Origin of the sequence: Campylobacter concisus, assembly GCF_003048405.1 — a bacterium.
Taxonomy (GTDB): Bacteria; Campylobacterota; Campylobacteria; order Campylobacterales; family Campylobacteraceae; genus Campylobacter_A; species Campylobacter_A concisus_Q.
In genome coordinates this window covers 61,399-81,445 of the sequence record NZ_PIQS01000006.1, presented here as the reverse complement: position 1 = coordinate 81,445, position 20,047 = coordinate 61,399, and the positions used below count along the sequence as shown (strand labels likewise).

The following is a 20,047-nucleotide window of genomic DNA, read 5'->3' as shown; positions in this document are numbered from 1 at the left end:
CTTAACCAACTCTTGCGTATTTAAAATACGCCGCACAAGCGCCCTCGCTTGAGACCATGCACGATCCTATCGGATTTTGTGGGTTGCAAACTTTGCCAAAGACTTTACACTCTGTTGGCTTTGCCAGCCCTCTTAAAATTTGCCCACAAATGCAAGCCTTGCTCTCGCCAGCACTCTCTACATTGCAGTCAAACTGCACTCTAGCGTCAAGATAGGCAAACTCGTCTTTTAGCTTCATGCCGCTTTGCGCTATCTCGCCAAGGCCTCTCCAGACAAAGTCACACGGCTCAAAGTATTTAGCTATGAGCTCTTTTGCCTTAACATTGCCCTCTTCTTTGACCGCTCTTGCGTACTCGTTATAGACCTCATATGTGCCTGCATTTTGCTGACGGACTAAATTTAAGACACTTGCCATGATGTCAAGCGGCTCAAAACCGCTAATGGCAATCGGTCTTTTAAACTCATCTGCTAGCTCTTTGTAAATTTTACTGCCAGTGATGACGCTCACGTGACTTGGGCCTAAAAATGCGTCTATCTTCACGTTTTCATCGCTCATTATCGCTCTAACTGGAGCTGGGACGGTTACGTGATTTATATGAAAATATAAATTTTTAATGTCCTCTTGCACCACTTTTTCAACCAAATTTGCGCTCATTGGCGTCGTTGTCTCAAATCCGATCGCAAAAAATATGACCTTTTTGTCTGGATTTTGCTTAGCTATATTTAGCGCATCAAGTGGCGTGTAAAGTGCCCTTATGTCGTGCCCCTCGCCGCGAAGTTTTTGCAAGCTTGTCTTTGAGCCAGGCACTCTTAGCATGTCAGCTAACGTGCAAAAGATCACTCCTGGCATGCTAGCAAGCTTACAGGCCTCGTCTATGCGGCTCTTTGGCATCACGCAGACCGGACAGCCTGGGCCATGGACGAAATTTATATGCTCTCCAACTAAACTTGGCAGTGCAAATTTCATAATGCTATGCGTGTGGCCGCCGCAAATTTCCATGATATTTAGGGGTTTTGTGCTCTCTTTTTGTATGAGTTTTGAAAGGGCTAAGATCAGCTCCTTATCGCGAAAATCATTTATAAGATCCATCAAATTTTCCCATCGTTCATATCATCAGCGATCTGTCGATAGACTTCAAGACTTTCAAGTGCAAAATTTGTATCAATCTTTTGCATAGCGTATCCAACGTGAATTAGCACGTATTCGCCAACTTTTACCTCTTCAGAGATGAGATCAAGGCTTACCTTTCTAGTAACGCCCAGAGTCTCAACGGTGGCGACGTTGTTTTCATCTATTTCTATTACTTTTGAAGGGATTGAGAGGCACATTATCTTAGCTCTTTTTTAAATTCCAAATAACTTATCCACTTATCAATGCCCTCACCAGTTTTGCTGTCTATCACAAAGATGTCAACCTTTGGATTTAGCTTTCTAGCGTCATTTTTCACTCGCTCGATGTCAAAGTCAAAGTGTGGTGCAAGCGAAGCTTTTGTGATGAGAAGCACGTCAGCAGCTCTAAACATCACTGGGTACTTACTCACCTTATCATCGCCCTCTGGCACTGAAAGAAGCACAGCGTTAAAATGCGAGCCAACGTCGTAGCTTGCAGGGCAAACTAAATTTCCAACATTTTCTATAAAGACTAGATCAAGCTCGTTCAGCGGCAGATGGTGAAGCCCTTCATGCACCATAAATGCGTCCAAGTGACAGGTCTGACCTGTGCTTATCTGATGAGCCTTTGCACCAGCTTTTACTATGCGATCAGCATCTTGATTTGTCTCCAAATCACCCTCAACAACGCCTATTTTAAACTTACCAGCCTTTATCGTTGCCTCGAGAAGCGTTGTCTTGCCTGCTCCTGGGCTACTCATTAAATTTACGCAAAGTATCTTTTTTTCATCAAGATGAGCTCTGTTGTGAGAAGCTTCTTTATCATTTTCAGAGAGAATTTTCTCTATCACGTCTATAGTTTTACTCTCATTTAGCACTGGATGTGCGTGAGCATCGTGACTGTGCTCATGTGCGTCGTGTGAGTGATCGATATGACCATCGTGAGTGTGAAAATGTGAGTGGGTAGTGCCATCAACATGAGTGTGGGTATGGGCGTGATTACCCATTGAGCAACCGCAATCTTTGCACATTTTTTTATCCTTTTTTATTAATTTATGGAGATTTTAACTCTTAAATTTAAAAATAAAATTAAATTTTTGGGAGTTTTTACAAATAGATCAAAATTAATTAAGTTGTTTAAATTTTCATTTAAATTTAAAATATAAGCGAATTTTTTACAAATACTTTGACTCAATTTACCTTACTCTTTTTGCCTAATATCATCCAGCTTGTCAAAATTTTCATCACCAAATAATTTTTTACTATTCTTTCCGGCACTCTTTTGAATTATTAGATCCTTTAATCTAGCTTTGCCATTTTCCATAACCATCAAAACAGCATATGCATTAACATCTTCTTCTCTCATTTCATTTTCAGTATTAGCCGCGCTATCAGGCGACATATAAAACTGCTCTATGCCGTATTTTACTAGTGAGTAGCCGTCATATCTACCAGCTAAAAACACTTCATTGTCTGGCTTGCTTATACTAAATTTATCAAAGCTGTAAGTGCCATTAACATCTGGTTTTAAAACAGCATAAACTCTAGCCCCATCTCTTACTCTCTCATCGTATTGGTCGATATAGCGGTCACCTTCATCATTTTCGTCAAAATTTCTTGAATGAAAATTTGAAAATTCATAGTTTAAATCAACATAATTTCCGCGAAAAAGATCTCTTGGATCATAAAGATTAACCCTTACTCTTACCTCTTGCCCAAAATAAAGTGGCATAAGTGCGTAGCCAAGCATGATGCCAATAAGCGAAATTTGAAAAACCACAGCTACTATTAATACTTTTATCTTCATTTTTTACGTCCTTTTCTAGCCACAACTAGCACTATGAAAGCAAATACTATAAATAGTGCCGTAGCGCCGATATAATCACCTATTAGCTGGAAGTATCTTACGGCTGCAACCAAAAATATCATACAAAGACCAAGTTTTAGCTCACCCTTTTTGATAAGAACCGCAGCTGTTATGATATTTGCGAGCGAAAAAAATATATTTGCGTAGCCAGGACCGTAGCTAAAGACAAAGGGCAACGACACGAGCAGTGCCCCGAGCAACAAACCACTCTTGTTTTTTTCTTTAAAAAACAGTGCAAAATAAGCAACACTAAATAGTATAAAGACAAAGCCAAAGTTGCTTTTAAAAAACGACTTCACAAACCAAAGCTCTTCATCTCCACCCTCAAATAAATTTCTTTCTTCAAATAAAAGCAGACAAAGCAACAACACAAAAACGCCAAAATTTTTACCAAATTCTTTTGCAAATGTGCCAAGCCCTACTCTAAATTTATCTAGTAGCGGCGAAATACTGATAAGCAAAAGTGCATAAGATAGCGATACGATCGCAACCATAGGAAGTCCAAACAAAAATCCATAATCAAATATCGCTCTAAGACCACTAATGTAGCTGCAAAATGAAATGATGTATATAAAGATATCTATAAAAAGCACAAAAGCAAGCCATTTTGAGTCGTCTTTGTAAAGCGTATATGCGCCGAGTACTATAAAAATGATAAAGCCAAAACCAAAGTCGCCCTGATAGCCTCTCATAAAAAACCAAACCGTCGCAAAGATAAGGCTTTGGGCTACTAGCACACCTTTTTTACTAGTAAAAGAAACCGCAAACGCCCCGATACTCCAAAGTAAAATACCACCGCTTGGCTCATCACTAATGTGATAAATTTGGGCAATAAGCGCAATCGCCGCACCAAAGCAGAAATTTCCAAGAAAAAACATCGCCGTTGATAGATTTTCCTTTCCCTTTGCGAGATAGTAAATTCCACCAAAATTTACAAGCCCAAGTACAAACAACACAAGCGCCAAACGTCCTAGTCTTGGTATCTCTTCCCAATTTGCACCAACAAGCGTAAAAAAGGCTAATGCAAAAAAGAGATATGCTACGAGTTTTAGGACAAAACTCATCTTATCGCTATGAGCGTCAGGGTCGATGTCGTATAAATTTGCTATTTTTATAGCGGTCTCTTTATCGACTATACCGTCACTTTGCCACCGATCCAGCTCTTTTGCTAGAAAAATTCTATTTAAAAAGTTCATTATTCACACTCTCTTTTATAAGATATACAAAACACCAAATTTCTAGCCAGTATCTTAAATGCCGTATTTATATCCATTGACACTGCCTTAATCTTTCAACAAAAAATATAATTGTGATTTAAAATATAAAAAAATATAGAAGCTAAAATGCCACTGATGATAAAAATTTTTAGCAAGGTAGCTTGGGCCAGACTCCTAAGCTTTGCTTTAAAAATTTCTCGCTTAAGTCTAAACCCAAGTAAAAAGAAAAAAACGGCCATCAAACTATCATTTACAAAAAGGATAAGGGGCTTTTGTATCGGCGATTTGCCAAAATTTAGCCTTGTATCGATTTGCAAAAATGAGTTATAAAAACTACTTAAAAAAATATTTCCAAAGATAAATGCCACTAAAGCAGCAGTGATAAGAAAGATACCACCGCTCGCTTCACCTATAAAAAAATCCCAAAAATTCCTAAAACTCATAAAAACCCTTAAAAAACTAAAACCTAGGAATAGCTGCCCTTGTGAGTTTAGAAAATTTTACGCCCTTTAAACCGGCGATCCTTTCAGCAAAGCGTTCAATTTTGCCCGCCTCGCCTCTTATTGAAATCGTTTCTAAGCAGTTGTGGTGATCGACATGAACATGGTTTGTGCAGATGATTTTCACATCAGAGCTATGCTCTATATCCATCTTTTTATTCACCAAATCGTTGTGATGATGCATATAAATGAGCGTCAAAACCCCGATCAACTCTTCATTAGCGTCCTTCCAACTATCATTTACGATCTTTTCACGGATCAGATCCCTCGTAAATTCGCTCCTAGAAGCGTAGCCTTGTTCGCTAACTTTCCTATCTAGTTCGTCTAGTAACTGACTAGGTAAAGAAACACTAAAACGTATAACACTATCCATTTTTTGCTCCTTTCTCGTTTGATTACCGTTTAAAATCATTATACATCAGTTCTTTTAAAATGTAGATAAATAATAATAAATTTGCCCTAAATTTACGTTAGAATCGTTGCTACAGAATTTTTTATTGATATGAAATTTCAAATTTGCTTTAGTAAATTTTTTGTAAATAAGTTCGAGTAAAGTCTTATTTTGAAAAACTCCGCCGCTTAGCAAAATTTCCATTTTTTCTTTTTTTGAAATTTCAAAAATAATATCAGCCAAGCCATTTATAAATGCCGTTGCAGCCACTCTTGGCTCATCTTTTAAAGCACTTTTAAAAGCTTCTTTAAAGCCGATCACTCCATCATCTAGGCTAAATTTATAACACACATCTAAATTTTTATCATAAAGTGCTTCAAGTCTCATACCACTCTCGCCCTCAAAACTCGAGTGAAAAAGCCCACAAATAATCGCCCCAAATGCGTCAAATATCCTACCAACCGAGCTAGTCTTTATTAAGTTTAGTCCTTTTTGCTCCATTTTTTTAAAATTTGCAAGCATTTTTTCATCAAAATTTACTAAAAATTTACCAGCTTCGTCCTCAAGAGAGTATTTTAAAATAATAGAATATGAGATTAGATAAATATTTTTGATACTGTTTTCGCCCCCAAATAGGCTAAATTCATCAAAGTGATAAACACGCTCGTAATTCTTTTTATCTAGCCTAAAGACCTCGCCACCCCAAATTTTACCATCCTCTCCGTATCCAGTGCCATCAAAGCAAAAGCCAAGATACTTTTTATCTGCTAGATCGTTTTCAAAGATCACGCTTAGCAAATGCGCGTAGTGGTGCTGAAGATGAACTAGCTCAAAGCCCTGATCCTTCGCCCATTTTGTATTTAAAAAATTTGGATGAAGATCAGCTATAACTTTATCGATTTTTAGGCTGTAAGTCTTTTCAAAAAGGGTGAAAATGTCCTTAAACCTATCAAAAGTCGCCACGTTTTTTAGATCGCCGATATATGGGCTAATCATCAAAAGTCCGTCTTTATAGATGCAAAATGAGCTCTTTAGCTCTGCTCCAAGGGCTAAAAACGTCCCTTTTTGCTTAAAATTTGTATGGATGAAATTTGGATTTAAGCCACGGCTCGTTCTTGTGAAAATTGTCTCATCGCCAACACAAAATGCGACACTATCGTCACTTGGCGAGTAAATTTCTCGGTCGTGATCAAGGTAAAAATCTATAACGTCACCTAGTTTTTCTCTTAGTTCACTCTCGTCTTTTATCACAACTTCGCCTGAGATATTCGCGCTAGTTGCGATGATGTCGTGCTCTAAATAATCAAAAAGCAAAAGATGTATGCCACTAAATGCGAGCATGACGCCAAGCTTGTTTAAATTTGGCGCGACGCTTTTTGCAATATTTGAGCCATTTTTTGCCTCAAGTAAGACGATCGGCTTTAAATTTGAGCTAAGTAGCTTCGCCTCCGCCTCTGAAATTTGTGCTATCTCTCTAGCGTTTTGTAAATTTTTACTCATCAGAGCAAATGGCTTGCTTGGGCGGTGTTTTCTGGCTCTTAGCTCGCAAACTGCGGCTTCATTTGTCGCGTCGCAAACTAGATGAAAGCCACCAAGCCCTTTAATGGCTAAAATTTTGCCTTCGTTTATGAGCCTAGCTGCCTCTTTAGCCGCTTCGTTCCCACTAGCCAAGACTTTGCCAAATTTATCTTTTAGATAGAGTTTTGGTCCGCAATTTGGGCAAGAGATCGGCTCTGCGTGGTAGCGGCGGTTAAGCGGGTCTTTGTACTCGCTCTCGCAAAATTTACACATTTTAAACTCATTCATCGTAGTATTTACCCTGTCATAAGGCAATGCTTTGATGATCGAAAATCTAGGCCCGCAGTTGGTGCAGTTTATAAATGGGTATTTGTAGCGTGGATTTGTGGGGTCATAAAACTCGCGCAAACAGTCATCGCAAAGTGCGTAATCAGGCAAAATAGGCGCCTGCTTGGCAGCTCTCTTTGAAGCGATGATCTCAAGCTTTTCATAAATTTTATCTATCTTAATCTTCTTTAGTTCATCGATCCTAGCAAGTGCTGGCAGCTTCTCATAGAGCTCTTTTTCAAAAGCCAAAAAGCTAGCCTCATCACCGCTAAAATTTAGCTTCACACCCTCATCGTCGTTGTAAATTTCACCAACTAGCTTAAATTTGTCCGCCAAAGTATAGACAAAAGGTCTAAAGCCCACACCTTGAACTAAGCCTTTGATCTCATATCTAAAGCTTGATCTCAACGCCAAATCCGGGGTCAAAATTTGTTTTTATATTTGGGTTTAGGTGCTTTTTTATCAAGTTGCTAACTACCTTATTATAAAATAAATCCCCGCTTAAAGTAACATTTTTGATCTTAAATTTATCTCGTTTTTCATAGCTAAAATCGCTCAAAAAATGCGCCAGAGACTCGGTGCAACCAAAGCTGATGTTCTTCTCTCCAGCGCCAGCAAGGACAAACGAAATGATACTTTTTACAAACTTAACCCCGTCTAAACCAAAGTCATCTTTCATTTTATAATCGATCCTAACGCCCTTTTGACCGCTAAAATCAGCTGCCATTAATAGCAAATTCTCCCCTGCTTTTTTAAACTCATTGCTTAAACCAAGCAAGCGTCCGGCTATACAAAATAGCGAGAAAAAGCTAGCATTTGAGCTAAATTCACCACTTGGTAGGGCGCACTCTTTACTGAAGTTTTCAAGTAGCCTTTCGCCGCCCTCCTGGGCTCTTATGAGCTCATAAATTTCTTCAAAGCTACTAAATTTTGGCAAAAATAGAAGCTGCGTTTTGCTTGATTTTGAAAGCAGGCAAATTTCGTCATCACTAAATTTGCTAAATTTTAGCCCCAAAGCTATATCACTAAAATTACTAAGCTCAAATTCCTTGTTTTTTGCATAGAAAAATGGGCTTAAAACTGCGCTACTTTCAAGCAAAGTAAGCCTTGAAAGAGCATTTTTTTGCTCCTTTACTTTAACGCTTAAAAAGCTATAATTTTCTTTATTTAGCTGCTCGCAAAGGGCGTAAAGAAAAAGATCATTTGGCGCCATCACGTCAAAAAATAGTGGCGTGTCCTCGTGATTTTGTCTATAAATAGCTGTCGTCTTTAGAGCTAAAAGTGGCTTTTCAAAGCTAGCTAAAAATGTCAAAGCTCTATCATCGGCGATAAAAATTTTTGGTAGCTGTTTTAAATTTACAGGCATCAAGAAATTTGCGTCAAAATTTACGCCAAGAGAAATTTCATATAAATTTTCATCTTGCTCTACGCAAACGACCTTGCCGTTTTTTAATAAATTTAGGCAAGTTTTAAGCTTTTCATTAAAATTATCAAGCGTTATCTCACCCTCAAATTTACTCTCACATAGCACGCCACTTTCATTTAAGATAGCCTTTTCGCTAGCCAAAAATGTGCTCGCTTGAGTCGGAGTTAGGCTGCCAAATTTTATCTCATTTATCTTGCTATCTTCATCAAGCTCACTTACAGCCAAGACCTCACTGTGCTTTATAAAAAGACTAAATGGCAAGAGCGCGCTTGCTTTATTTGCCACGCTCTCAAGCTCGCTGGCATTACCACTTACCTTTAGACAAATTTCATCTTCTTTGCACTTTATACTATGAGCTAGATCGCCAGCAAGCAAGCGTAAAAATGGCGCTAGAAACGAAGCGTCTTTGTGGCAAGTAAATTTAAAAGCAAGTATCATTTTAAACCTTTTTAGCGTATTCATCAACTATATCATTTAGGGTAAAATTTGCCACCTTTTCACACTTAAAATCAAGCTCTTTTAAGTGATCAAGCAGCGTTTTTTCTAAAATATTAGAAGCGTTTATAACCTCATCTGAGAGGCTAAAATTTGATGATTCTATACGGCTAGGCACGATACCTAAAATTTTAGTCGTAGGTCTATCGCCTGCAAGCTCCATTAGATAAAGAGTCTGGAGCATCTCTATCTCGTGAGCCGAGCCGTCCCAACTAATAAAATTTGGCACGTTTAGAAAGTCGAAAAAATAAACATCACCTACGCTTGCACCATTTGCGCTAATGCAATCAACGACGATAAGATAGTCAAATTCGCTTATTATGTGAGTTAGAGCGAGGGCTAAAGTGCCCCCGTCCATTAGAGTAAGCTCGTTTTTAGAACTTGTAAATTTATAGTTTTTAGCCATCAAATTTACAAAATGAACACCTATGCCCTCATCAGCAAACATCACGTTGCCAATACCAAGAACCAGCACTCTCATCAGTGTTCTTTTACAAATTTATAGCCGCTAACGATAGCGTCCATCGCTCCATTTTTGCCTTTAACAGCGTTAAATACTGCCATATAAACATGAATCGGCACAAATATCATAATGACCCACATACAAATTCTATGTATCGTTCTGACATTTGCTAGTCCGCCCATAAGCTCTTCAAAAAACCTAGCTGGCTCATAAAGTGCTCCGCCAAGTCCCTCATGATAAACATGAACGTAAAGCACAAGACCGCTTAGGCAAATAAGAGTCAAAATAAGATAAAAGAAAAAGTATGAGGCAAACTGCAAAGGATTATAAACGCCCCTTAAATGCGGATGTGGCCCCATAAAAAGATAATACTTGATCTGTGCGATCCAAATTTTTGGATTTAGAAAATCAACCACACTCATCCACTCTTTTTTACTATGTTTATCAAAGACAAATAGATAAAATTTAAAGATAAACGCCGCTATTAGCACAAAGCCAGCGATCTGGTGAGTCATACGCCACTTTGCTTGCATAAAATTTGTAGGCTCGCTCGTTATCTCTGGACTCACAAAAACGTACGAGATATAGTAGCCACTCACAACTAAAAGTGTGATCGCTGCAAATCTAATCCAGTGTGTCAGCCTAACGCCGATGGAGAATTCGTATTCGCTGATTCTATCAGCATTTTTATGTGACATATTCTCTCCTTACAAATTTGGATTTATCTTATAAGTACTCAAATCATTTCCCTTTGTATCCATAACATGCACAGCGCATGCGATGCAAGGATCGTAAGAGTGAATTTTTCGTATTATCTCGAGTGGTTTTGAAAGATCAGCGATCTTTAAACCAACTAAGCACGCTTCGTAGCTTCCCATTTGACCTTTGGCATCTTTTGGAGAGGCGTTCCATGTGCTTGGCACGACTGCTTGCCAGTTTGTGATAACACCATCTTTTATGCGGCACCAGTGGCTAAGCGCACCTCTTGGAGCATTGCCTTGGAAATTTCCTTTGTACTCTTTTTTGTTATCAATTACATATTTTGCGCAGGTCTCTTGATCTGATTTTAAATTTTCTACTAAGGCATTAAATGCGTCCATTGTGTGCTCAGCAACCACTTTTGCTTCAAGCATACGAGTAGCGGTTCTGCCTAGAGTTGAGAAAACTGCACTTAATGGCAAGCCACTCTTTGCTAAAAATTCGTCAACTACTTTTTTAACTCTCTCGTTGCCTCTAGCGTAGTTTATAACGATACTTGCTATTGGACCCACTTGCATAGGCAAGCCATCATATCTTGGTGCTTTGATCCAGCTATATTTGCCTTTTGTATCAAAAAGCTTACTGTGAGCTAGTTTGCCCTCAGCGTCTATGCTCTCACCGTCAATAAGACCTGTGTAGTTTGCCTCAGTCTCGCCGTCATATGGATGAAGCGCTTTGTCGTTTTTATACCAAGACCTAGTAGCTTCTTCAGTGATTTTATTTTCATCAATATCATAAACCTTGTTAAGATCGCCATTTAAGATATAGCCACCTTTAAATAGATGATCATTTTTGTCTATCAAAAACTCATCATAGCAGAGTAAATTTGCCACACCAACATCGTTTAGAACGCTTGGCTCATTACCATAAGCTTTAGCCGCCATCAAGATATCTGGATAGTAAGCTCTATCAACAAATTCTTTGATCTCGGCAAATTTGCTCATATATTCGCCCATTCTAGCTGGATCCATAAGATCCATCACACAGGTTACGCCACCAACTGTTAGGCTTTGTGGGTGTGGGTTTTTCGCGCCAAAGATCGCCATCATCTGAGCTGCTGTTCTTTGGATCCTTAAGCACTCTAAGTAGTGAGAGAGGACGATCAAATTTTGCTCTGGCGTAAATTTATATGTGCTATGTCCCCAGTATGCGTTAGCAAATGGTCCAAGATTGCCCTTTTTAACAAAGGCTTCAACCCTCTCTTTTACCTCTTTTAGCTTGTCAGCTCCTGTGGCAAACGGAAGATCAGTATATTTAAACGCCTCTTCGCTAGCTTTATGCACGTCTGCGCTTAGTGCAGAGACCACGTCTGCCCAGTCCATGCCGTGGAGCTGATAAAAGTGCACGATGTGATCGTGAAGATATAAAGCTGCATTCATAAGCGTTCTAGTTAGCTCTGCATTTAGTGGAGGCTTGATACCAAGAGCATTTTCAACTGCGATGATGCCTGCTCGGTAGTGTGAGTATGTACAAACGCCACAAATTCTTTGCATGAAAAAGCCAGCATCTCTTGGATCTCTGCCTTTTACGATCTGCTCTAAACCACGCCAAAGAGTTGAGCCAGAGTAAGCCTCTTTTACAACGTTATTTTCATCTACAACAACTTCTATTCTTAAGTGTCCCTCGATACGTGTTATAGGGTCTATTACTATTCTTTTTTCACTCATTTTTTCGCCTTATTCTTTATCTTTACTCATAGAAGCTATAACAGCGTGAGCTGCTATACCAATGCCTGTAAGAGCTAAAATTCCGATGCCAACTTTATCGCTGACATTATCAGCTCCAAGACCTAAAACAGTATCAAAGAGTCTATCTGCCATAGGCTCTTCAAATGGTCCCATCGTATCCCAGAAGTCTGGCTCTGAGCAGCCTATACAGCCGTGACCTGCTTGAACTGGCCACGATGTGTGCTGGTTAAATCTCTCGCGTGAGCAGTTATTAAATGTATATGGACCTTTGCAACCTACTTTGTATAAGCAGTAGCCATTTTTTGCACCTTCATCGCCGAAGCTTTGGACAAACTCGCCAGCGTCAAAGTGACCACGTCTTTCGCAAAGATCGTGAATTCTTAAACCATAAGCCCATTTTGGTCTATTGTAAACATCAAGCGCTGGAAGTGTGCCAAAAAGTAAGAAGTGAAGCACGTTGCCAACGATATTTTTCTCACTTGGTGGACAGCCCGCAACATTAATAACTGGTTTATCAGTTACCTTTGAAAGTCCCACTGAATTTGATGGGTTTGGCCTTGCAGCTTGAATGCCACCAAAGCTAGAACAGGTGCCGATCGCAAAGATAGCAGCTGCGTCTTTTGAAGCATTTACAGCATGAGTTTTACCTGTTGTGCCATGAGGTCCAACAGTTAGAAAATTTTCAGTCGCACCAGTTGGAATACCTCCCTCAACTAGTAGGATGTATCTGCCTTTATATTTTTCGATCGCACTCTCTAAATTTTCTTCAGCCTGCCAACCAGAAGCTGCCATAATAGTTTCGTGGTATTCAAGGCTTATGTAGTCAAATATAAGACTATCTATACTTGGAGCATCGGTTCTTAGTAAGCTCTCGCTACAGCCTGTGCATTCTGCCATATGAAGCCATATCACAGGAAGCCTATCGCTAAGCTCAGCAGCACGAGCAACCATCGGTGTCATCGCACTTGGTAGAGCCATAAAAGCTGTCATCGCACCAGCCCACTTCATAAAATCACGCCTCGTAAAGCCCTTCTCTTTTAAAAGCTGCGCAATACTCGAGTCGCTTTTCATCTTAGGCAACGCACTAAGCTCACTTAAGCGTCTATCTATCTTTTGACGCAAGTCATTATTCATATAAGCTCCTTTGCTTGAAAATTTTACTTTTGTTAATAATATCTTTGTTTAAAGAAGTAAAAAATTATTTTATAAAATTAATATTTGTAATTAAATAAATTTTAACTAAAAAATTTAAAATCCCTTTTTTTGCGATATATTTTCAAAATATAAAAAATAATATTTTGAGAAATTTTATTTTGTTTTGATGAATTTTCAATATTTTAAGCATATTATTCTGAAAGTAAATATCAACTATAATTTTTAATGATTTTTAAAAATTTAGCATATTTAAGGCGAGAGAAATTTTTGAGATATAAATTTTTAAAAGCCCAAATTGATTAAATTTTAGGCTTTTAAAGTTGCATTAAAATGGCCAGATAGCCTCCATAAGTCTTGTGCCCCAAGGTTTTTTGGTAGATTTGTCTAGCTCGCCCTCAGTTTTATACAAAATTTTAGCGTCAGCTATATATTTTGAGTCGATTTCGTTATTTTGTGAGATGTCGTAAGGTCTGATGACACCACTTACTTGCATGATCTGCTTTTCGCCATTTATAAGTAGCTCGCGGCTACCTTCTATGAAGTAATTGCCGTTATTTAGTATTTTTATGATCCTAGCTGAAATGGTTGCGGTAAATTTCTCGCTTCTATTGCTCGTGCCACTTCCTGTAAATTTATTGCCACCACCTGCTTTAAAGCCGATATCGCCGTATTTGTTTAGATTATCAGCCACAGTTGAAAGCGGTGCAGCCCCAGCTGTGAAAACACCGCCACCAAGCGAGATGGTGCTATCTTTGTTGGTACTTTTGCTACCAGTTGAAGTTTGGCTTGCATTTTCTGAGATAACGATAGTCACGATATCATTTACATTCATCGCCTTTCTATCTGAAAATAGTGGATTCTCGCCCTTACCAAAGAGGCTGCCAGCGTTGCTTTGTCCGGTTCCACTATCTTTTGAAGGGAGTTGCTCGACATAAACTGGGGGTTTCATATTGATATGAGGATCAGCGCTTGGTGTGCAGCCAGTGCAAATAATGCCCGCAGATAAGACGAGCCAAATCGTTTTATGGTTCATAAAAAATGCCTTAAAATAAGTATCTTTGTGCTAAAATTAAGCAATTTAAGTTCCTAAAAAGGTCGCAAATGAAAAGTTGTTACGTTTTTACAGACAAAAATTTAGCACATCTGCAAGAAATTATAGCTACAAAATTCAAAAAAGTTGAGATTTTCAAAATAATCCCAGATGAAAACGATAAAAATAACTTAATAAACTCAAATGAAAAAGAGTTTTTTCTCAAATTTATAGACAAATTTGATGAGGTAAAAGCCAAAAGCGACTTTGTTATAGTTCTTGGCTGTGAGAGCTTTAATGTCTTTGGCAAAAGCGAGCTAAATTTAAAGCTAGCAAGAAATTTGAACACTCCAGTGTTTGACGAACATGTAAGTGAACTAAAAGCACTAAATCCAAACTCAAAGCTTCTCATTAGTGATAATATTGATGAAATTTTAAACTATCAAGCCCAGATCGTCACTCCTTTTAAATTTCAAAGCCTGCTTCTAAAAAGAGCTAAAGTTGCAAACAAAACCGTTGTTTTACCAGAGAGTGACGATGAGAGAATTTTAAAAGCAGCTCACATCGTACTAGAAAAAGATGCAGCAAATATCATCTTACTAGGACTTGAGAGCGAAATTTCAAAAAAAGCAGCTGCCTTGGGGCTAAATTTGAGCAAAGCCAAAGTGATCAACCCAGCACAAAGCGAGCTGACAGATGAATTTGCAAAGAAAATTTATGAGCTTAGAAAGCATAAAAGCGTTGATGAAGCCAAGGCAAATGCGCTTGCAAAAGATAAAATTTACTTTGCCACTATGCTAATTCATGAAGGCTTGGCAGACGCACTAGTAAGTGGCGCTACGATGAGCACAGCTGATACGATCCGTCCAGCTTTACAGATCATAAAAACAAAGCCAAATGTAAGTGTGGTAAGCGGGGCATTTTTCATGGCACTTGAAGAAGAAATTTTACTCTTTGCAGACTGTGCTGTCACGCCAAATCCAAGCGCAGATGAGCTTGCTAGCATCACGCTAAGTAGCGCTCAAACGGCAAGTACATTTGGTCTTAGTCCAAAGATCGCTATGCTAAGCTACTCCACAGCTGATAGCGGAAGTGGGCCTGATGTGGAATTTATAAAAGAAGCTGCTAAAAAAGCACTTGAGCTTGACACAAATTTAAAAATTGCAGCACCTATTCAGTTTGATGCAGCTATCGAGCCAAGTGTCGCTAGCAAAAAGATGCCAAAATCCGATGTCGCAGGGCAGGCAAATGTATTTATCTTTCCAAATTTAAACTGCGGGAACATCTGCTATAAAGCAGTTCAGCGAAGCGCAAACGCTCTAGCAGTGGGTCCGATACTTCAAGGGCTAAAAAAGCCGGTTAATGACCTAAGCCGCGGTTGCCTTGTCGAAGACGTGGTAAATACTATCCTAATCAGCGCTATACAAGCAGGAGAATAATATGAGAATTTTGGTTTTAAACTCGGGTAGTAGCTCAATAAAATTTCAACTTTTTGCAATGGATACCAAAACCAGTCTAGCAAGCGGTCTAGTCGAGCAAATCGGTAGCTCCAGCTCAAGAGCGGTACTAAAAGCAAATGGCGAAACCTATGAGATAAAACGCTTCATAAAAGACCACCATGACGGACTTGAGGCGATGAACGAGCTATTTGTTACATCACACACTCTACACGATCTAAGTGAGCTTGACGGCATCGGACACAGGATAGTACACGGCGGAGAAAGCTTTTTTAGCTCGATGATCGTTGATGAGAGCGTTATTAAAAAGATCGAGGAGATAAGCCCATTAGCACCACTTCATAACCCAGGGCATCTTGCTGGCATCAAAAATGCGATGAAAGAGAGCAAAAACGTACCTCACGTGGTCGTTTTTGACACGGTATTTCATCAAAGTATGCCAGAGTATGCCTACCGCTACGCCCTACCTTATGACGTTTGCAAGACCCATCACATCAGAAAATACGGCTTTCACGGCACATCACATAGATATGTTTGCAAGCAAGCGGCCAAAATGCTTGGTATAGAATTTGATAAATTTAATGCCATCTCACTTCATCTAGGAAATGGCGCCTCAGCCTGTGCGGTACAAAATGGCAAAAGTATCGACACCTCGATGGGGCTTAGCCCACTTGAAGGGCTCATAATGGGTACAAGAAGCGGCGATATGGACCCAGCTGTGGTCATTTACCTGCTAAATATCGGCGTTTTAAAGTGGAACGAGATAGATAACTTTTTAAACAAAAAAAGCGGACTTTTTGGAATTTGTGGCTCAAGCGACATGAGAGAGGTTGTGGCCAAAATGCAAAACGATGAGCGAGCAAAGCTTGCTTTTGAGATGTTTTGCTACCGAGTAAAAAAATATATTGGCTCATATTACGCCATTTTAGGACGCGTTGATGCACTTATATTTACCGGTGGTATTGGCGAAAATGCACCAAATACAAGGCAAAAAATTTGTGATGAATTAAAACATCTTGGCATTCACATAAATCACGATCTAAATTTCCAAGACATGCGAGGCGAGAGATGCATAGATGGGGATGACGCTAAGATAAAAACACTCATCATCCCAACAAATGAAGAGCTAGAAATCGCGATAGAAACGGCTAGAGTAATAAAAGAGAGCAAAGCCAAATAAATAGATGTTTAAGCCAGACTTGATATATAAATTTTAAGCCTAATTCGTTTTAAAATAGAATTAGCATTTTTAGGCTACGAGATAAAAAGCTTTTGCGATTTTAAGCTCGCAAAAGCTTGCAATCAATTTTTCTTAAAAAATCTCAAAATTTTTGCTTGGAGTTTAAACTGATCTGAAAGCTCCATTATCGGATAGGCTCCAGCGTATTTTTTGCCACCAGGCAGATCTTTGCTAACGCCTCCACGTGCAGCGATCTGCGCAAAGTCACCCACTTTTACATGACCAGCTGAGCCGCTTTGTCCGCCCATTACAACGTTTCTGCCTAGCACTGTTGAGCCAGCAAGGCCAGTTTGTGAGACGATTAGGCAGCCATTTCCAAGCTCGCAGTTATGACCTATTTGAACGAGATTATCTATCTTTGTGTAGTTTGCGATCATTGTGCTTTCAAAAACGCCACGATCTATCGTCGTGCAAGCGCCGATCTCAACAAAATCACCTAAAACTACATTGCCATTGTGATAAATTTTTACATGCTCGCCAGTTTTTGTATGCGCATAGCCAAAGCCGTCGCTGCCGATGACGCAGTTTGCTAGCAGATGACACTCGTTACCGATGACGCAGTCGTTATAAATGACGACATTTGGGTGGATGATGCAGTTTTTGCCGATAGTCACATTATCGCCCAAAAATGCTCCAGCCATTACTACCGTATTTTCGCCCACACTCACATTTGAGCCTATGTAGACATTTGGCATCATCTTTGCACTCTTGGCGATATTTGATGGCTTAGGCTCGCAAAAAAGCGGCTTAGCATAATCTCTACTAAGCAAGGCAAATGCAAGGTGCGGGTTATCACACACAAGCGCTACCATGCCAGCTGGCACTAGGTCCAAAAGTGATTTTGTTACCAATATGGCTCCAGCGTTTGACATACTTATAAATTTTGCATTTTTCTCGCCGTCACAATATGTTAGCTCAGCTTTATTTGCATTTTTTAAAGAATTTAAGGCAAAAATTTCTATATCTTCTCCGCTAAAAGTAGCGTTTACTTTTAAAGCTATTTCACTTAGTTTCATCATATATCCATTATCACAGATCCGCCGCGCACGACATCAACTGGGTTAAATTTCTTTATCGATTTTAAAAAGTTCTCTATCCTACTCGCATCGTCAGCCACCATGACAACGATGTAGTTTTCGTTTGTATTTGTAACGATACCGTTATACGACTTTAGTATCGCCTCAAGACCAGCAAAATTTTCACCAAGTGGGATTTTCACAAGAGCCATCTCTTTTTCGACAAATTCGCCACTTTCTATGACTTTATACGTTGGGATGAGCTTATGAAGCTGCTTTACGATCTGCTCTAAAACTCTCTCATCGCCACTAGTTACTATACTTAGTCTTGAGAAGTTGCTCTCAGGTATCGGAGCGACAGTTAGCGTGTCGATATTGTAGCCTCTGCCCGCAAAAAGCCCAGAAATTCTAGCCAAAACGCCATGTTCATTTAAAACTATAACCGAAATCGTTCTTCTGATACTCATTTTTCTTCCTTGCTCTTTAATATCATATTATAAATCGCAGCTCCAGCTGGAACCATAGGAAGCACATCCTCAAAGCGGTCGATCCTAACGTCGATCATCGCTGATTTTTTGCTATCGATCGCTTCTTTTAAAGCCTTTCTAAACTCATCCTTGCTCTTGCAAACAAAGCCAACTCCGCCAAATCCTTCAGCAATCTTTACAAAATCAGGCTGCAAGCTAAGATCAGTCGATGAGTAGCGTTTTTCATAAAAAAATGTCTGCCACTGACGAACCATGCCTAAGAAGTTGTTGTTTAAAATGATGTTTATAACGGGCATATTTATCTCATGAGCGGTCATTAACTCTTGGATATTCATAAGTATTGAGCCATCGCCTGTAAAATTTATAACAAGATTGTCTGGTTTTGCACATTTTGCACCAATCGCTGCAGGGAGGCCAAATCCCATTGTGCCAAGTCCACCACTTGTGACAAGCTGTCTTGCTCGGTTAAACGAATAAAACTGCGCCACCCACATTTGGTGCTGTCCGACGTCTGTTGAGATTATCGCATCAGCTCCTGCTATCTTTGCGGTCTCTTCGATGACCCATTGTGGCTTTAAGACCTTGTCGCTATCTGTATAGCCAAGTGGATTTAGTTTAGAATATCTATCTAAAATTTCTCTCCAAGACGCATAGTTTTTAGGCTCACCCTTTACCTCATCATAAAGTTCAGTTAACACGTTTGTAAGATCGCCAACGATTGGATAGTGAGCGTTTATGATCTTTGAAATAGAGCTTGGATCAATATCAATGTGAATTATCTTTGCATGTTTGGCAAACTCATCCGTTCTGCCAGTGATCCTATCGCAAAATCTAGCTCCAAGTGAGATCAAAAGATCACACTCGCTTAAAGCCATGTTTGAAGCGTAGCTACCATGCATACCAGCCATGCCTAAATTTAGCTCATCTTTTGCGTCAAGCACACCAAGAGCCATCAGTGTCTCAACCGCTGGAATGCCAGTTTTTTTCATAAATTTACGGATGATATCGCTAGCTCCAGATGCGATCGCACCGCCACCGATGTATAGAAGCGGTCTTTTTGCTTCATTTATCGCAACTGCTGCTTTTTTTATCTGCTTTTGGTTGCCTTTATAAGTTGGCTTGTAACTTGGAATAGAAATTTCTTTTGGATATACAAAATCACCAAGCTTTGATGTAATATTTTTTGGAATGTCGATATGAACTGGTCCTGGGCGGCCTGATCTTGCAATATAAAAGGCCTCTTTTATAATGCGAGGCAGCTCCTCCACGCTATTTACTAAAAAATTGTGCTTGACGCATGGGCGTGAAATGCCGACCGCATCGATCTCTTGAAAAGCATCTGTACCGATCATAAATGTTGGTACTTGACCGCTTATAAGCACGATCGGAATACTGTCGCTATAAGCTGTTGCAAGGCCAGTGACAGCATTTGTAAAGCCAGGGCCACTAGTCACAAAAGCAACGCCAACTTTACCACTAACCCTAGCGTATCCATCGGCCGCGTGAACGGCTGCTTGCTCGTGGCGAACCAAGACGTGTTTGAAATAAGTCTGCTTGTATGTTTCGTCATAGATATTTAAAGCTGCACCGCCAGGATAGCCAAAAACTATCTCAACGCCCTCTTCGTGCAAGGCCTCGCTTATCATCTGTGAACCAGAAATCTGTTTTATCATCACTTTAGCCTTTTGATAAATTTATCGCAGATTATATCCCAAAGCATTTTAAATCCATTTTAACTTTCTAGCGAATTTTAGGTATTACTTTGATTTTCTTGAAAAATTTTTAACTAGTTTAGAAGAATAATACAAAATATTTTACATAAAATTAAACATATTATTCTTAGTAAAATCAATAAATTTAAGTGAGCAAAGGCTATAAAATTTTAAGAGTTAAAACTCAT

19 protein-coding genes are annotated in these 20,047 nt (G+C 39.3%); 2 read left to right on the top strand and 17 right to left on the bottom strand.

The window, feature by feature from the left end:
* Nucleotide 1: 1 nt before the first annotated feature.
* The 14 genes from hypD to flgH form a co-directional block, all read right to left on the bottom strand.
* Entirely contained in the window at nt 2–1,090 is a 1,089-nt protein-coding gene (hypD, locus tag CVT18_RS09575) for a hydrogenase formation protein HypD (protein ID WP_103628811.1), read from the bottom strand.
* Nucleotides 1,090–1,329 carry a HypC/HybG/HupF family hydrogenase formation chaperone gene (locus tag CVT18_RS09570; protein WP_103628812.1) on the bottom strand — a complete coding sequence of 80 codons (240 nt, stop codon included), beginning with the start codon at nt 1,327–1,329 and terminating at the stop codon, nt 1,090–1,092. Before CVT18_RS09570 ends, hypD begins: the two co-directional genes overlap by 1 nt.
* A complete protein-coding gene (gene hypB / locus CVT18_RS09565; protein WP_103628813.1) occupies nt 1,329–2,141 on the bottom strand; it encodes a hydrogenase nickel incorporation protein HypB in 813 nt (270 codons plus the stop codon). The genes CVT18_RS09570 and hypB overlap by 1 nt, the downstream gene beginning before the upstream one ends.
* 170 nt (nt 2,142–2,311) lie before the next feature.
* Nucleotides 2,312–2,917: a GDYXXLXY domain-containing protein gene (locus tag CVT18_RS09560; protein WP_103628814.1), complete on the bottom strand. Its 606-nt coding sequence runs from the start codon at nt 2,915–2,917 to the stop codon at nt 2,312–2,314.
* Nucleotides 2,914–4,173: a DUF2157 domain-containing protein gene (locus CVT18_RS09555; protein WP_103628815.1), complete on the bottom strand. Its 1,260-nt coding sequence runs from the start codon at nt 4,171–4,173 to the stop codon at nt 2,914–2,916. The genes CVT18_RS09560 and CVT18_RS09555 overlap by 4 nt, the downstream gene beginning before the upstream one ends.
* A gap of 95 nt (nt 4,174–4,268) precedes the next feature.
* On the bottom strand, nt 4,269–4,637 hold the full coding sequence (locus CVT18_RS09550) for a Na+/H+ antiporter NhaA (RefSeq protein ID WP_103628816.1): 369 nt from the start codon (nt 4,635–4,637) through the stop codon (nt 4,269–4,271).
* Nucleotides 4,638–4,653: 16 nt separating this feature from the next.
* Nucleotides 4,654–5,067 (bottom strand): nickel-responsive transcriptional regulator NikR, encoded by a 414-nt coding sequence (nikR, locus tag CVT18_RS09545; RefSeq protein ID WP_103628817.1) that lies wholly within the window; start codon nt 5,065–5,067, stop codon nt 4,654–4,656.
* Nucleotides 5,068–5,121: 54 nt separating this feature from the next.
* On the bottom strand, nt 5,122–7,338 hold the full coding sequence (gene hypF / locus CVT18_RS09540; protein ID WP_103628818.1) for a carbamoyltransferase HypF: 2,217 nt from the start codon (nt 7,336–7,338) through the stop codon (nt 5,122–5,124).
* A complete protein-coding gene (locus CVT18_RS09535) occupies nt 7,322–8,794 on the bottom strand; it encodes a hypothetical protein (RefSeq protein WP_103628868.1) in 1,473 nt (490 codons plus the stop codon). The genes hypF and CVT18_RS09535 overlap by 17 nt, the downstream gene beginning before the upstream one ends.
* 1 nt (nt 8,795) lies before the next feature.
* Complete coding sequence (locus CVT18_RS09530) at nt 8,796–9,332, bottom strand: HyaD/HybD family hydrogenase maturation endopeptidase (protein ID WP_103628819.1); 537 nt, start codon at nt 9,330–9,332, stop codon at nt 8,796–8,798.
* On the bottom strand, nt 9,332–10,012 hold the full coding sequence (gene cybH / locus CVT18_RS09525; protein ID WP_103579806.1) for a Ni/Fe-hydrogenase, b-type cytochrome subunit: 681 nt from the start codon (nt 10,010–10,012) through the stop codon (nt 9,332–9,334). Before cybH ends, CVT18_RS09530 begins: the two co-directional genes overlap by 1 nt.
* A 9-nt stretch (nt 10,013–10,021) precedes the next feature.
* Nucleotides 10,022–11,740, bottom strand: a complete 1,719-nt coding sequence (locus tag CVT18_RS09520) for a nickel-dependent hydrogenase large subunit (RefSeq protein WP_103628820.1) — start codon at nt 11,738–11,740, stop codon at nt 10,022–10,024.
* Nucleotides 11,741–11,749: 9 nt separating this feature from the next.
* Nucleotides 11,750–12,895, bottom strand: a complete 1,146-nt coding sequence (locus CVT18_RS09515) for a hydrogenase small subunit (RefSeq protein ID WP_103601013.1) — start codon at nt 12,893–12,895, stop codon at nt 11,750–11,752.
* A gap of 346 nt (nt 12,896–13,241) precedes the next feature.
* Complete coding sequence (gene flgH, locus CVT18_RS09510) at nt 13,242–13,949, bottom strand: flagellar basal body L-ring protein FlgH (protein ID WP_021091364.1); 708 nt, start codon at nt 13,947–13,949, stop codon at nt 13,242–13,244.
* A 68-nt stretch (nt 13,950–14,017) separates the two neighbouring features.
* Here flgH and pta point away from each other — a divergent pair, with 68 nt between their 5' ends.
* A complete protein-coding gene (pta, locus tag CVT18_RS09505; protein ID WP_107824498.1) occupies nt 14,018–15,385 on the top strand; it encodes a phosphate acetyltransferase in 1,368 nt (455 codons plus the stop codon).
* Nucleotide 15,386: 1 nt separating this feature from the next.
* Nucleotides 15,387–16,583 (top strand): acetate kinase, encoded by a 1,197-nt coding sequence (locus tag CVT18_RS09500; RefSeq protein ID WP_084107885.1) that lies wholly within the window; start codon nt 15,387–15,389, stop codon nt 16,581–16,583.
* Between the two features lie 122 nt (nt 16,584–16,705).
* On the opposite strand, the gene lpxD is transcribed toward CVT18_RS09500, so the two are convergent.
* Genes lpxD through CVT18_RS09485 form a run of 3 tightly spaced genes read right to left on the bottom strand, consistent with a single transcriptional unit; the run spans nt 16,706 to nt 19,817 of the window.
* On the bottom strand, nt 16,706–17,659 hold the full coding sequence (lpxD, locus tag CVT18_RS09495; protein WP_103628822.1) for a UDP-3-O-(3-hydroxymyristoyl)glucosamine N-acyltransferase: 954 nt from the start codon (nt 17,657–17,659) through the stop codon (nt 16,706–16,708).
* Entirely contained in the window at nt 17,659–18,120 is a 462-nt protein-coding gene (gene ilvN, locus CVT18_RS09490; protein ID WP_223154493.1) for an acetolactate synthase small subunit, read from the bottom strand. Before ilvN ends, lpxD begins: the two co-directional genes overlap by 1 nt.
* Before the next feature lie 2 nt (nt 18,121–18,122).
* Entirely contained in the window at nt 18,123–19,817 is a 1,695-nt protein-coding gene (locus CVT18_RS09485) for an acetolactate synthase large subunit (RefSeq protein ID WP_234410335.1), read from the bottom strand.
* Between the last annotated feature and the right edge of the window lie 230 nt (nt 19,818–20,047).